The sequence below is a fragment of the Pseudoxanthomonas suwonensis genome (genome assembly GCF_000972865.1).
In the GTDB taxonomy this organism is placed as follows: domain Bacteria; phylum Pseudomonadota; class Gammaproteobacteria; order Xanthomonadales; family Xanthomonadaceae; genus Pseudoxanthomonas; species Pseudoxanthomonas suwonensis_B.
Genome location: NZ_CP011144.1, coordinates 2495005 through 2507752 on the forward strand (window position 1 = coordinate 2495005; position 12748 = coordinate 2507752).

Sequence of the window (12748 nt, forward strand, 5' to 3'; positions counted from 1 at the left end):
TGGCGGCGCCTGGCGCGGCGACGGCGGATCCGGCGCGACCACGGTGCACGATCCGGTCTGCGGCATGGTCGTGGACCCGGCCGCCGCCCCCGGCGGCGAGGCCGCGCACGAGGGGCGCACGTACCACTTCTGCTCCACTCGCTGCCGCACGAAGTTCGAACACGATCCGCAACACTACCTGCAGCCGCAGGGCGCGGCGCCGGCCGAACCGGCGCCGGCGGGAACGATCTACACCTGCCCGATGCACCCGCAGATCCGCCAGCCCGGCCCGGGCACCTGTCCGCTGTGCGGCATGGCGCTGGAGCCGGAGATGCCCAGCCTGGAGGAGGACGACAACCCGGAACTGCGCGACTTCACCCGCCGCTTCGCCTGGACCCTGCCGCTGACCCTGGCGGTGTTCGTGCTGGCGATGTTCGGCCACCGCTTCCACGCGCTGCCGGCCGACGTCCGCACCTGGCTGGAGCTGGCGCTGGCCACGCCGGTGGTGCTGTGGGGCGCATGGCCGTTCTTCCAGCGCTGCGTGCAGTCGATCCGCCACCGCAGCCCGAACATGTGGACGCTGATCGGCATCGGCGTGGCCGCGGCCTACCTCTACAGCGTGGCGGCGACGCTGGCGCCGGGGCTGTTCCCGGATTCGTTCCGCGAGCACGGGCGTATCGGCGTGTACTTCGAGGCCGCCGCGGTGATCGTGTCGCTGACCCTGCTCGGCCAGCTGCTGGAACTGCGCGCGCGCTCGCGCACCTCGGCGGCGATCCGCGCGCTGCTGGGCCTGGCGCCGAAGACCGCGCGCCGCATCGCCGACGACGGCAGCGAGGCCGACGTGCCGCTGGCGCACGTGCACGTGGGCGACCGCCTGCGCGTGCGCCCGGGCGAGAAGGTGCCGGTGGACGGCACCGTGCTCGAGGGCCATTCGGCCGTCGACGAGTCCATGCTCACCGGCGAGCCGATCCCGGTGGAGAAGGGCGCCGGCGCGCGCGTGATCGGCGCCACCCTCAACGGCACAGGCGGCCTGGTGGTGCGCGCCGACCAGGTCGGCTCGGCCACGGTGCTGGCGCAGATCGTGCAGCTGGTCGCGCAGGCGCAGCGTTCCAGGGCGCCGATGCAGCGCATGGCCGACAAGGTGTCGTACTGGTTCGTGCTGGCGGTGCTGGCGGTGGCGCTGCTGACATTCCTGGTGTGGGGGCTGTTCGGGCCGTCGCCGTCCTGGGTCTTCGCCGTGGTCAACGCGGTGTCGGTGCTGATCATCGCCTGCCCGTGCGCGCTGGGGCTGGCCACGCCGATGTCGATCATGGTCGCCACCGGGCGCGCCGCGCAGGAAGGCGTGCTGTTCAAGGACGCGGCGGCGATCGAGCAGCTGGCGCGGATCGACACCCTTGTGGTCGACAAGACCGGCACGCTGACCGAAGGCCGGCCGGCGTTCCGCGCCGTGCTCGTCGCTTCCGGTGCCGGCGAGGACGCGATCCTCGCCGACGCCGCGTCATTGGAGCAGGGCAGCGAGCATCCGCTGGCCGCCGCGATCCTGGCAGAGGCGGCGCGCCGCGCACTGGCGGTGCCGGCGGCGAGCGGCTTCGAGTCGGTCACCGGGCAGGGCGTGCGCGGTCGGGTCGGAAACCGTTCGCTGGCGCTGGGCAACGAAGCGCTGATGGCTTCGCTCGGCGTGGACATCGCGCCGGTGCGCGAGGCCGCGGCCGCGCTGCGCGGCGAAGGCGCCACGGCGATGTACCTGGTCGCCGACGGCCGGCTCGAAGGCGCCATCGCCCTGGCCGACCCGGTCAAGGCGACCACGCCGGCGGCGCTGCACGCGCTGCGCGCGGAAGGCCTGCGCATCGTCATGGCCACCGGCGACGCCGAGGCCACCGCGCGCTCGGTGGGCGCAGCACTGGGCATCGACGAGATCCATGGCGCGGCCACGCCCGCCGGCAAGGTCGCGCTGGTGGAAGAACTGCACCGCGAGGGACGCCGGGTGGCGATGGTCGGCGACGGCATCAACGACGCGCCGGCGCTGGCCGCGGCCGACATCGGCATCGCCATGGGCACCGGCACCGACGTGGCCATGTCCAGCGCGCAGGTGACCCTGGTCAAGGGCGACCTGGGGCGGATCGTGGCCGCGCGCGCGCTGTCCACGCAGACCATCGCCAACATGAAGCAGAACCTGGGCTTCGCCTTCCTCTACAACGCGCTGGGCGTGCCGGTCGCGGCCGGCGTGCTGTACCCGGCGTTCGGCCTGCTGCTGAGCCCGATGATCGCGGCGCTGGCGATGAGCCTGAGCTCGGTGTCGGTGGTGACCAATGCACTGCGGCTGTCGCGGCGCCGGTGAGCGGCTGGTCGCCGGCGTTCTCGCCGGGGTCCCGTATCCGTGCGCCCGCTATGAAGGCCAGCCGGATGCCGAATGCTGAATCGGAATACGCGCAGCCCCGGCACCTGTAGTAGCGTTCCGTCTGCCGGCGTTCGTCGGCGGGCGGTCGGGCAAGCAAGGGGAGTCGTGGCATGCGCACCTTGGTCTTAATCGTGGTCGGCCTGCTGCTGGCGGGCGTGTCGATGTGGCTGGCCAGGCCGGCCAGCCGGCCGCTGGTGGCCGGCGGATTCGCGGTCGCATGGCTGGCGGTGGTGCTGTGGAACCTGCGTACCGGCCTGTCGCACGGCTACACGCTGGTGCAGGAGCTGCCGATCCAGCTGCTGATCTTCGTGGCGCCGGTGGCGCTGGCGGCGTGGCTGGCGTTCAAGGTGCGCGGGCACTGACGCGCGGCGCGAGGAACCCGGCCGCGTTCTGCCTTCGGATGGCGGCGGATCCCCGCGCGGGCTTCGACGGAGGGGCTATGGGACGGGCATGGATGGTGGGAGCCGTGCTGCTGCTGGCGTCGCCGGTGCACGCGAGCAATCCGTTGCGCGACCTGCAATCCGGCCGCGGCGGAGCGGTCGTGGAGTACGAGCGCGCCACCGCCGGCGACGATGAATTCGCGCGGCTGGCCGGCGCGGCGCCGACGGTGGCGGTGGTGGTGGCCGACGGCACCCCGGACGCGCTCGGCCGCACGGTGGCGGCGGCCTATGCCGAGGGACTGCAGACGGTGTTCCCGGGTGCATCGCTGGCCGCCAGCCGCGGCGAGGCGGCGGCGGCCAACTACGTCGCCGAGGTGGGCGTGGCCAGCGACAGCGCGGTGGTCGAGGGCACCGAGAAGGTCTACAGCACCCGCGCGACCGGCACCCACTGCAAGGTCCGGCCGGACGGGTCGGTGACCTGCGACGACGTCGGCGGCGCGCCCATCGTGGTCGGCACGCGCGCCACCGAGGAGGTCGAGAAGAAGATCGAGGTGACCATCCGCTTTCTGCGCCAGGACGCGGACGGTGCGCGCGCGGCAGTGTTCGAGGACGCGTACTCGGTGCGCCTTCCGCAGGAGGGCTGCAGGAATGAAGCGGCGGCCGCGGCGACCGTGGCCACGGCGCTGGGCAAGGCCGCGCGGTCGCACGAGCCGCTCAACATCCGCCTGTACAGTACGCCCAAGCTGCTGCGCTGCGACAAGAAATAGAGGCGGGTGATCGCCATGGCCTCGATCGAGATCCGGCTCGATTCGCTCGCCCAGCTGTTCGATTCGCTGGACCCGGCGCCGTTCCACGATCGGCCTGGGGCTGCTGTGGAGCGCTTCCCGCCTGCGCGGGGGTGACGGACAAAACCGGAGTCGATCAGGCCCACTGTCCGTCCACCGACGCGGACAGGGCGCGTTCGGCGTCCAGTTCCGCGCCCAGCTGGGCCAGGCGCGCGCCGACCATCTCCAGCGCGTCGCTGCCGGCGGAAAAGCGCAGCGGCGGGTCGGCGCGGTCGGCCAGCTGCAGCAGCGCCTGCGCCAGCCGCACCGGGTCGCCGGGCTGCAGGTGGTTGTAGGGCAGGTAGGTGTTGCGCAGCTGTGCGTCCATGTCGGCGTAGTCCGGGACCGCGATGTCGGGCAGCCTGAACGAGGACGGATCCAGGAAATCGGTGCGGATGAAGCCCGGCCCGACGATGGTCACGCAGATGCCGAACTGCCGCACTTCCTCGGCCAGCGACAGCGAGAACCCTTCCACCGCGAACTTGCTGGCGCAGTAGATGCCGGCCATGGCGAAGCCGGCGATGCCGGCGACCGAGGACAGGTTGATCACGTGGCCGCCGCGCTGCGCGCGCATCAGCGGCAGCACCGCGCGGGTGACGTTGAACAGGCCGAACACGTTGGTCTCGAACTGCGCGCGCACATCGGCGTCGGTGGTCTGCTCGAACAGGCCAAGGTGGCCGTAGCCGGCGTTGTTGACCAGCACGTCGATGCGCCCGAAGCGTTCGCGCGCGGCGTCCACCGCGGCGGCGATCTGCGCCGGCACGGTCACGTCCAGCTCCAGCGCGAGCAACGCCTCGCTCTCGCCCAGCGCGGCGATGACGTCGCCGCGGCGGCGTCCGGTCGCCACTACCTGGTGTCCGGCGGCCAGTGCCGCGCGCGCGGTTTCCAGGCCGATGCCGCGGCTGGCGCCGGTGATGAACCAGGTGCGGGTGGTCATGGCGCGCTGTCCCGTGGCGGAAGGTCGGCGATGGTAGGCACAGGTCCATCCCGGCGGTGTTCAATTTCCGTGTGCGACCTGGCCTTGGCGACGCTGGCCGGGGGCGTGCGGAAGTCAACGGGTCCCGGCTTTTGCCGGGACGACGGGGATCGGTGAGCGTCGCTGTCGCCGTCGGCCGGGATGGCGCCTGAGGCCTGGGCGCAGGTGCCCGCGGGCCGGAATCCGGCGGACCGCATGGGCAGTCGCCACCGGCCGGCGGCGACAGTCAGCGCACGCGCCGCGGGAAGCGGTAGAACAGGCTGCCCACCCCCATCGCGATCGCCACCGCGACCAGGTGCGCGGCGCTGGCGCTCAGCAGCATCGCCAGCGACAGCGCCAGCGCGGCGACCGGCACCAGCGGCCCGCCCGGCAGCCGCCACGAACCGGGCGGGTCGCCGTAGCGGCGGTGCAGCACCAGCACGCTGGCGGCGGTGGTGATGTAGGCCAGCAGGCGGGTGACCATCGACAGCAGCGCCAGCTGCACGAACGAGCCGCTCAACGCCAGCGCCAGGGCCAGCGCGCACTGGAACGCGATCGCCACCGCCGGCGTGTGCCAGCGCGGGTGCACGTGCGCCAGCAGGCGCGGGCCGTAGCCGTCGGCGGCCAGGGTGTGCAGGAAGCGCGGGCCCAGCAGCATGGTCGCGTTGCTGGTGCCCAGGATCGACAACGCCGCGCCGACGGTCAGCAGCAACGCCAGCCCCTCGCCGCCGAACATCGCCGCCGCGTCGGCCAGTGGCGTACTCGACGCGGCCAGGCCGGGCAGCGTGCCCTGCGCCACCAGCTGCACGGATGCATACAGCACGGTGACCAGCACGATCATCGCCACCAGCGCGAACGGCACGTTGCGCCGCGGGTTGTGGTACTCGCCGGCGGCCACCGACAGGTTCTCGAAGCCGGCGTAGGCGAACAGCAGCAGCAACGCGGCCTGGCCCGCCTGCCGCCAGTCCAGCGCGCCGGGCACCGGCCCGCCGAAGGCCAGTCCCCAGTCGACGTGGAACAGGCCGATGCACACGAACAGCAGCAGCGGCAGCAGCTTGCCGAACACCAGCACCATCGACAGGTTCGCTGCGCCGCGCACGCCGGCGATGTTGATCCCGGCCAGCAGCAGCAGCGAACCGGCGATCACCGCGATGCGCCCGCCGCCGTCGCCAGCCTGCGGCCAGAAGCGCGCCACCGCCGCGGCCAGGCCGTTGGCCAGCGTGGCGGCAGTGGCGATCCGGGTGAGCCAGATCGTCCAGCCGACCTGGAACCCGGCGAACGGGCCGAACGCCTCGCGCGCGTACAGCGCGCTGCCGCCCTGCACGTCGAAGTAGCTGCCGGCCTTGGCGTAGCACAGCACCAGCAGGCCCACGGTCACCCCGGCCAGCAGCACGCCCCAGACGCTGAAGGGGCCGAGCAGCGCGAACGCCGCCGCCGGCAGCAGGTACACGCCGCTGCCGACCACGCTGTTGATCGACAGTCCCAGGATCTGCCAGCGGCCGACGGCGCGCAGCAGGCCCTGCGGCGAATGCGGGCTCGGGGCAGGGTGGCTCATCGTCGTCCTTGCATGGATCGGCTGGCGCACCCGGGCGGGGAGGTCGGGGCAGGGTAACCGCTCCGGCCCGTCGCGCGGCCGGCGCGTCTTCCGGAATTGCTACCCTCGGCCCGGTTTCCCGTTGCGAGCCGCCGCGCGCATGGCGCCCACCGTCCTGTCCATCGCCCTGTTCGGCTTCGTCGCGGTCGCCGCGGTGATCATCGGCCTGCTGTTCGCCTGGGCCTGGCATCGGCGGCGGCGCTGGCCGCTGCTGCTCGCCTCGGTGCTGTGGATCGGCTATGGCCTGTGGCAGGCCGGCGTGCAGTGGCTCGCGCCGGAGGCCGACATCGGTGGCGGCCTGCTGCTGGTCTACCCGTTGCTGCTGCTGGCCACCGCGCTGGCGCTGCTGGGACTGCGCCGGCCGCGCGCACCGCGCTGACGCGACCCGGCCGGCGTTACCCGGCTCAGTCGGCCGCAGGCGCCCAGCGGTAGGCGCGCAGCACGTCGTCGAGCAGGAACGGGATCAGCAGCAGCTGCCGGTCCGGCAAGTAGACGTGGTCGGCCGAGCCCTTGACCAGGGTGAGCAGGCGCGTGGGCGTGCCGTCGGCGTCGACGTGCAGCAACGCGCCGTGGGTCCAGTCGGTCACCGTCCAGCCGCCGCGGCCGTCCGGCTCGATCCCGTCGATGTGGCCGATCGGCATGCTGCCGATGCGGCCGACGCTGCCGTCGGCCAGGTCGATGGTGGTGAGATGGCCGAGCTGCTCGCCGTCCGGGCCGGGCACCTGCCAGCTGCCCAGCAGCAGGCGGTCGCCGTCGGCGCGCAGGCCGTTGAACTTGCCGGTGACGTGGGTGTCGACCTTGACCCACGGCGCGAACGTGCCGCCGGACAGGCGGTACACGGTGTCCAGGCGGCGGCTGAAGACGTAGACATTGCCGTCCGCATCGGCGGTGGCGTCGTTGAACTGGCCGGGGCCGCCGTCCTCGGGCGCGTGGCGGGCGACGATCGCCGCGGCGTCCAGGTCGATTTCCACCAGCGCGTCGTCGTCGCCCGCGTACAGGCGGCCGTTGGCCAGCGCCAGGCCCTTGGGATTCTGCAGGCCGGTGACCCACTTCAGCTCGGCGATGTTGCCGTGGCCGTCGAGGCGGCTGATGAAACCGTCGCCCGGGGTGGCGCCCTCGCCGCGGGTGGCCATGTTGGAGACGTAGAACTGGTCGCGATCGCGGTCGTACACCACCGACTCGGGAGTGGCGAAGCCGCCGACGCTCCAGGCCAGTTCGGGCACCGGTTGCGCGGCATGGGCCGGGACCATGCCGGCGAGCGCGATCAGCAGCGGCAGGAGCAGCGAAGCGGTGCGGCATGTGGTCGGGTGCATGGTGTCTCTCCACCGAGGAGGGTGCCAGGGCGCAGGATAGTCGCAACGGCCGCCGCACGATGCCATGCCCCATCGGGGCGTGCGTCGGTTGCAAAAGAGCCCCCTCACTCCAACCCTCTCCCCCATCGCATGGCGATGGGAGAGAGGGAGCATATTTCGCCAGGCGCCCGTACGATGTGGCCGGACACGGCGTGATGCCGGATGCAGCGGGTGGGCGGATGCGGATCATCGGCGTGGATTGCGCCGCCAACGGAAGCAGGTCGATCCGGCAGCGCTTCGGTCACCGCGCGCGGCCGGCCGCGACGGAGGGCGTGCCACGGTGAAATCCCTGCGCATCGCCATCGTCGGCTATGGCAGCGCCGGCCAGGCCGGGGCCGTGCTGCTGTCGCGCGACGGCCACGACGTGACCGTGTTCGAGCGCGTGCCGCGGCCCGGGCCGGTGGGCGCAGGCTTCCTGCTTCAGCCCAGCGGCCTGCAGGTGCTGTGGCGGATGGGACTGCTCGAGCCGGTGCTGCGCCACGGCGCGCGCGTGGACCGGCTGTTCGGGGACACGCCGTGCGGGCGCGCGGTGATGGACATGCGCTACGCGGGCCTGGAGCCGCGCCTGTACGGCGTGGGCCTGCAGCGCGGCGCGCTGTTCTCGATCCTGGACGCGGCCTGGCCGGCGCGTGGGCAGGCCCTGCGTGCCGGCGTGGAGATCGTCGCGGTGGACCACGCCCGCGGCCTGCTGCGCGACGCGCAGGGCGGCGGACACGGTCCGTTCGACCTGGTGGTCGTGGCCGACGGCGCGACCTCGCGCCTGCGCGGAGAGGTGGCCGCGCCGCGCCTCGACCGGCCCTATCCCTGGGGCGCGCTGTGGTGCCTGCTGCCGGCCGGCGACTGGCCGTGGGTCGCCGAACTGCGCCAGCGCTACGTCGCCGCACGGCGGATGGTCGGGCTACTGCCGGTCGGGAGCTGCCCCGGCGACCCGGTCCGCCGGCTGAGCTTCTTCTGGAGCCTGCGTACCGATGCCTTCGACGCCTGGCAGGCGCAGGACCTGGCCGCGTGGCTGGATGAATTGAAACAGCTGTGGCCGGAGGCCGCCGGCGTGTTCGCCGGCATCGCCGATCCGGCGCAGCTGGCGCGGGCGCGCTACCGCGACACGATCGTGCGTGGCTGGCATCGCGGGCGCACGGTGCTGGTTGGCGACGCGGCGCATGCAATGAGCCCGCAGCTGGGGCAGGGCGTGAACATGGCGCTGATGGACGCGGCAGCACTGGCGCAGGCGTTGCGCGGCATCGGGCCGCTCGACGCCGCGCTGGCCGCCTACCAGCGCGAGCGCCGCGCCCACGTGTGGATCTACCAGTTGTGGAGCCGCTGGCTGACCCCGCTGTTCCAGTCCGAGCGCGACACCGCTGCGAAACTGCGCGATGCGGCGTTCCTGCCGCTGGGCCGGCTGCCCGGCGGGCGCGGGCAGATGCTGCGCGTGCTCACCGGCACCCGCCGCGGTGTGTTCGGCGCCTTGCCGCTGGATCCGGGTTTCATCGATGCGCTGGAGCAGCCCGCCGTGGTTGCCGGTTGCGTGGCCACCGCGGACTGACGGCCGCGCATGCTCGCCACGCTCGCGGTGTACGGCGGCCTGTTCCTGGCCGCGTTCCTCGCCGCCACGTTGCTGCCGATGCAGTCGGAGGCCGCGCTGGTGGCGCTGCTGCTGGCCGACTATCCGCCGTGGCTGCTGGTGCTGGTGGCCAGCGTCGGCAACGTGCTCGGCTCGACGGTGAACTGGTGGCTGGGGCGGGAACTGCTGCGCTTCCAGGACCGGCGCTGGTTCCCGGTGTCGCCGGCGGCGATGGCGCGGGCGCAGGCGCGCTACCGGCGCTGGGGCCGCTGGTCGCTGCTGCTGAGCTGGATGCCGGTGGTCGGCGATCCGCTGACCCTGGTCGCCGGGGTGATGCGCGAGCCGCTGCGGGTGTTCCTGCCGCTGGTGGCCGTGGCCAAGACCGGCCGTTACGTGGTGCTGGCCTGGGTCACGCTGCGCTACGTCGGCGCATGAGCCGGCTCACGAGGGCGTCGCCTGTGGCGACATCGTCGGGTCGCGGGCAAGCCCGGCTCCTACAACAGCCGCGACGCCGGCATTTGTAGGAGCACAGCTTGCTGGCGACACGGGCGTCGGGACCACGAGAGCGTCGCCCGTGCCGGCGACGTCGCATCGCAGGCAAGCCCAGCCCCCATGCAACGCCAAACAAAAAACAACGGCCCGGTCCGCGCGTGGCGGAACCGGGCCGTTGGACAGCGTGCCGGAGGTCTGGCGTCAGCCCAGCGCCCGGGCCTTCAGCTTGGCGAACTCTTCGGCATTGATGGTGCCCGCATCCAGCAGCGCCTTGGCTTCGGCGATCTGCTCGGCCGCCGACTTGCCGCCGGCGATGTTGCGGATGTAGGCGTCGGTCTCCGCGCGCGCCTCGTGCACTGCCGCCACCTGCCGCTCGGACATGCCGCGGCCGCGGGCGATGATGTACAGCAGCGCGGTGAGGAACGGCAGGAAGATCAGGCCGATGAACCAGACCGCCTTGGCGAAGCCGCCCAGGTTCTTGTCGCGGAACAGGTCCACGATGATCTGGAACAGCACGAGCAGGTAGGCGACCAGGACGAAGGTCATCAGGATCAGCCAGACGGTATCCCAGAAATTGCTCATTTCGGTATCCCCAAGCAGTGACGACGGAACGGACGCCCGGCCAGTGCCCCCTGTGCCGGACAGGTTGTGTCGCCGGCCACACTAGCACCGGCCCCATGGCAAGTCATCGCCTGTGCGCGGTTGCGGCGTGCCGGCGCATGCTGGCCCCGGGCCCGGCTTTTCAGAGGATTCTGATGGGGCGCTGCATCGGCCGGCGGCACCATCGCCGGCATGCGATGGCGTTCGCCGGATGCCAGGCGCGGCGGCGCCGGATTGGCGCCGCACCTTCCAGGGGCACGCAGGCAGGCGACGCATGGCAGAGGTCAGGACAGTGCTGGCGGTGGGCGCGCATCCGGACGACCTGGAGCTGGGCTGCGGAGCTACCCTGGCCAAGCTCGTGCGCGGCGGCGTGCGCGTACGTGCGCTGGTCCTGACCGAAGGTGTGGCCGGTGCGGCCGCCGGGCAGGACCGTTGCACCGAGACCCGGGCCGCGCTCGGTGCGCTGGGCGTGGACGACCTGCACCAGGCGCGATTGCCCGATACCGGCCTGCCGGGCGCGATCGCCGAGGCGGTGCGCCTGCTGGAGGTGCAGTGCCGGGAATTGCGGCCGGACCGGGTGTACACGATGTTCAAGGACGATCGCCACCAGGACCACCGCGCCGTTTACGAGGCCTGCATGGTCGCCTGCCGCGGCGTGCCGCAGCTGCTGGGTTACGAGACGCCCAGCTCGTGGCCGAACTATGTGCCGTCGGTGTTCGAACCGGTGGACGACCTGCTCGAACGCAAGATCGCCGCCCTGCGCTTCCATGCCAGCCAGCGCCAGCGCAGCTACATGGATCCGGGGCAGATCCGCTGCAGCGCGCGGTTCCGCGGCCAGCAGGTCGGGCTGGGGCCGTGCGAGGGCTTCATCCCGTACCGGATGGTGCTGTAGATGGACCTGCTCTTCTTCGGCATGTGCCTGCTCGCGTTGGCGGCCCTGCTGGGGCGCCAGCGGCGAGGTCCCAGCCTGGCGTTCGGCTCGGTCGACGCGATCGTGCCAGCCTACAACGAGGCGCCGTGCATCGAGCGGTCGCTGCTGGACCTGCTGCGCAACCCGTACGTGCGGCGGGTGATCTGCGTGGACGACGGCTCCACCGACGGCACGGCCGCGGTGCTGGCACGGATGGCCGCGCAGTGGCGCGGGCGCCTGCTGGTGGTCAGCCAGCGCAACACCGGCAAGGGCGGGGCGCTGATGGCCGGGCTGGCGCACGCCACCGCCCCGCAGGTGTTCCTCACCGATGCCGACACCCGGGTGCCGCCCGATCGCGCGGGCCTGGGCTACCTGCTGGCCGAGATCGAGGACGGCGCTGACGCGGTAGGCGGGGTGCCGTCCTCCAACCTGGAAGGCGCCGGCCTGCTGCCCTGCATCCGGGCCACGGTGAAGCTGCCGATGATCGTGATCCGGCGCACCTGCCAGCAGGTGTTCGGCGGCGCGCCGTTCATCGTGTCCGGTGCCTGTGGCATGTTCCGCACCGATGTGCTGCGCCGGCACGGCTTCTCCGACCGCACCCGGGTCGAGGACCTGGACCTGACCTGGACCCTGGTCGCGCACGGTTGCAAGGTGCGCCAGGCCAACCGCTGCATCGTCTATCCGCAGGAGTGCAACACGCTGCGCGAGGAATGGCGGCGGTGGCGGCGCTGGATCGTCGGCTACGCGGTGTGCATGCGCCTGCACAGGCGCCTGCTGCCGACCCGCTTCGGCCTGGTCTGCATCATGCCGATGCTGCTGGTGGTGCTGGTCGGGGTGGCGGTCTATGCGCTGCATTGGACTTCGCTGGCCACCGCACACGGTCCGCTGCGGGGGCTGGCGCTGGCGTTTTTCCCCTGGGTGTGGGTGGTGGCGGTGAGCGGGCTGGGCACGATCAGCGCCGTGCACCACCGGCGCCCGGTGCTGGTGCCGCTGGCCTCGCTGGCGGTGGTCTACGTGCTGCTGGCGTACGCGATATGGGTGGTGCACGGGCTGAAGGGCCTGGTCACCGGGCGCGAGCCGGCGCGCGACAAGCCGACGCGGTACGCGCATGTGGTGGACTGAGCTCCAGGCGCAGGCCGAGCGCCTGCAGTCGTTGCAGCCGCACCGGGACGCGGGCGTGCGGATCGCGCCGGGCGCTGTGCTGGAAGGTGCGGTGCGGGTGGAGGCCGGCGCGGTGGTCTGCCATGGTGCCTGCATCGCCGGTCCGGTGGTGATCGGCGCAGGCTGCCGGATCGGCAACTACGCCATGATCCGGGGCCCGGCGTGGATCGGGCCGGGCACGCGCGTGGGCTATGCGACCGAGATCAAGAACGCCATCGTCGGTCGCGGCGTGTGCATCGGACCGTTGTGCTTCGTCGCCGACAGCCGGCTGGAGGACGAGGTCTACCTCGGCGCCATGGTGCGCACCAGCAACCATCGCCTGGACGGGAAGACGGTCGCGGTGCGGATCGACGGCGCCGAGCACGACACCGGCCTGGAAAAGCTGGGGTGCCTGGTTGGCGCGCGCGCGCGGCTGGGCATCCAGGTCGTGGTCCTGCCCGGCCGCGTCGTGGCGCCCGGATCGCTGTTCGCGCCACGCATCACCATCGAACGCAACCTGCCCGCCGGACGCTACCGGTTGCGGCAGGCACTGGAACGCTTCTGAC

13 protein-coding genes are annotated in these 12748 nt (G+C 72.4%); 9 read left to right on the forward strand and 4 right to left on the reverse strand.

Features of this window, described 5'->3' with window-relative positions; translation table 11 throughout:
• The first annotated feature begins 64 nt into the window (after positions 1-64).
• The 3 genes from WQ53_RS10330 to WQ53_RS10340 all read left to right on the forward strand — a co-directional run bounded on the left by WQ53_RS10330 (position 65) and on the right by WQ53_RS10340 (position 3524).
• Positions 65-2317, forward strand: a complete 2253-nt coding sequence (locus WQ53_RS10330; protein WP_428992288.1) for a heavy metal translocating P-type ATPase — start codon at positions 65-67, stop codon at positions 2315-2317.
• 170 nt (positions 2318-2487) lie between these two features.
• A complete protein-coding gene (locus WQ53_RS10335) occupies positions 2488-2739 on the forward strand; it encodes a hypothetical protein (protein ID WP_052632088.1) in 252 nt (83 codons plus the stop codon).
• Between the two features lie 92 nt (positions 2740-2831).
• Positions 2832-3524, forward strand: coding sequence for a hypothetical protein (locus WQ53_RS10340; protein ID WP_144409300.1), 693 nt, complete (start codon positions 2832-2834; stop codon positions 3522-3524).
• 154 nt (positions 3525-3678) lie between these two features.
• On the opposite strand, the gene WQ53_RS10345 is transcribed toward WQ53_RS10340, so the two are convergent.
• Both WQ53_RS10345 and WQ53_RS10350 read right to left on the reverse strand, forming a co-directional pair.
• A complete protein-coding gene (locus tag WQ53_RS10345) occupies positions 3679-4518 on the reverse strand; it encodes an oxidoreductase (protein ID WP_052632090.1) in 840 nt (279 codons plus the stop codon).
• Between the two features lie 265 nt (positions 4519-4783).
• A complete protein-coding gene (locus WQ53_RS10350) occupies positions 4784-6091 on the reverse strand; it encodes an APC family permease (RefSeq protein ID WP_052632091.1) in 1308 nt (435 codons plus the stop codon).
• Positions 6092-6230: 139 nt separating this feature from the next.
• On the opposite strand from WQ53_RS10350, the gene WQ53_RS10355 reads away from it, so the two are divergent.
• A complete protein-coding gene (locus tag WQ53_RS10355; RefSeq protein WP_052632092.1) occupies positions 6231-6509 on the forward strand; it encodes a hypothetical protein in 279 nt (92 codons plus the stop codon).
• A gap of 25 nt (positions 6510-6534) precedes the next feature.
• On the opposite strand, the gene WQ53_RS10360 is transcribed toward WQ53_RS10355, so the two are convergent.
• Positions 6535-7443 (reverse strand): SMP-30/gluconolactonase/LRE family protein, encoded by a 909-nt coding sequence (locus WQ53_RS10360; RefSeq protein WP_052632093.1) that lies wholly within the window; start codon positions 7441-7443, stop codon positions 6535-6537.
• Between the two features lie 319 nt (positions 7444-7762).
• Here WQ53_RS10360 and WQ53_RS10365 point away from each other — a divergent pair, with 319 nt between their 5' ends.
• On the forward strand, positions 7763-9022 hold the full coding sequence (locus WQ53_RS10365; protein WP_052632094.1) for an FAD-dependent oxidoreductase: 1260 nt from the start codon (positions 7763-7765) through the stop codon (positions 9020-9022).
• A gap of 9 nt (positions 9023-9031) precedes the next feature.
• Positions 9032-9475, forward strand: a complete 444-nt coding sequence (locus WQ53_RS10370) for a YqaA family protein (RefSeq protein ID WP_052632095.1) — start codon at positions 9032-9034, stop codon at positions 9473-9475.
• 258 nt (positions 9476-9733) lie between these two features.
• Here the strand turns inward: WQ53_RS10370 and WQ53_RS10375 are convergent, their stop codons facing one another.
• Entirely contained in the window at positions 9734-10114 is a 381-nt protein-coding gene (locus tag WQ53_RS10375) for an SHOCT domain-containing protein (RefSeq protein ID WP_052632096.1), read from the reverse strand.
• Positions 10115-10406: 292 nt separating this feature from the next.
• On the opposite strand from WQ53_RS10375, the gene WQ53_RS10380 reads away from it, so the two are divergent.
• The 3 genes from WQ53_RS10380 to WQ53_RS10390 are packed head-to-tail and all read left to right on the forward strand — an operon-like array spanning position 10407 to position 12747.
• Positions 10407-11024 (forward strand): PIG-L deacetylase family protein, encoded by a 618-nt coding sequence (locus WQ53_RS10380; RefSeq protein WP_052632097.1) that lies wholly within the window; start codon positions 10407-10409, stop codon positions 11022-11024.
• Positions 11025-12164 (forward strand): glycosyltransferase, encoded by a 1140-nt coding sequence (locus WQ53_RS10385; RefSeq protein WP_052632098.1) that lies wholly within the window; start codon positions 11025-11027, stop codon positions 12162-12164.
• Positions 12151-12747: an acetyltransferase gene (locus WQ53_RS10390; protein WP_052632099.1), complete on the forward strand. Its 597-nt coding sequence runs from the start codon at positions 12151-12153 to the stop codon at positions 12745-12747. The genes WQ53_RS10385 and WQ53_RS10390 overlap by 14 nt, the downstream gene beginning before the upstream one ends.
• Position 12748: the final 1 nt, after the last annotated feature.

Bases quoted from the DNA above. Each gene is read 5' to 3' on its own strand.
- WQ53_RS10370 (WP_052632095.1), top strand. From the start codon at position 9,032: ATGCTCGCCACGCTCGCGGTGTACGGCGGCCTGTTCCTGGCCGCGTTC.
- WQ53_RS10330 (WP_428992288.1), top strand. From the start codon at position 65: ATGGTCGTGGACCCGGCCGCCGCCCCCGGCGGCGAGGCCGCGCACGAG.
- WQ53_RS10340 (WP_144409300.1), top strand. From the start codon at position 2,832: ATGGTGGGAGCCGTGCTGCTGCTGGCGTCGCCGGTGCACGCGAGCAAT.
- WQ53_RS10375 (WP_052632096.1), bottom strand. From the start codon at position 10,114: ATGAGCAATTTCTGGGATACCGTCTGGCTGATCCTGATGACCTTCGTC.
- WQ53_RS10335 (WP_052632088.1), top strand. From the start codon at position 2,488: ATGCGCACCTTGGTCTTAATCGTGGTCGGCCTGCTGCTGGCGGGCGTG.
- WQ53_RS10355 (WP_052632092.1), top strand. From the start codon at position 6,231: ATGGCGCCCACCGTCCTGTCCATCGCCCTGTTCGGCTTCGTCGCGGTC.
- WQ53_RS10390 (WP_052632099.1), top strand. From the start codon at position 12,151: ATGTGGTGGACTGAGCTCCAGGCGCAGGCCGAGCGCCTGCAGTCGTTG.
- WQ53_RS10360 (WP_052632093.1), bottom strand. From the start codon at position 7,443: ATGCACCCGACCACATGCCGCACCGCTTCGCTGCTCCTGCCGCTGCTG.
- WQ53_RS10345 (WP_052632090.1), bottom strand. From the start codon at position 4,518: ATGACCACCCGCACCTGGTTCATCACCGGCGCCAGCCGCGGCATCGGC.
- WQ53_RS10350 (WP_052632091.1), bottom strand. From the start codon at position 6,091: ATGAGCCACCCTGCCCCGAGCCCGCATTCGCCGCAGGGCCTGCTGCGC.
- WQ53_RS10385 (WP_052632098.1), top strand. From the start codon at position 11,025: ATGGACCTGCTCTTCTTCGGCATGTGCCTGCTCGCGTTGGCGGCCCTG.
- WQ53_RS10380 (WP_052632097.1), top strand. From the start codon at position 10,407: ATGGCAGAGGTCAGGACAGTGCTGGCGGTGGGCGCGCATCCGGACGAC.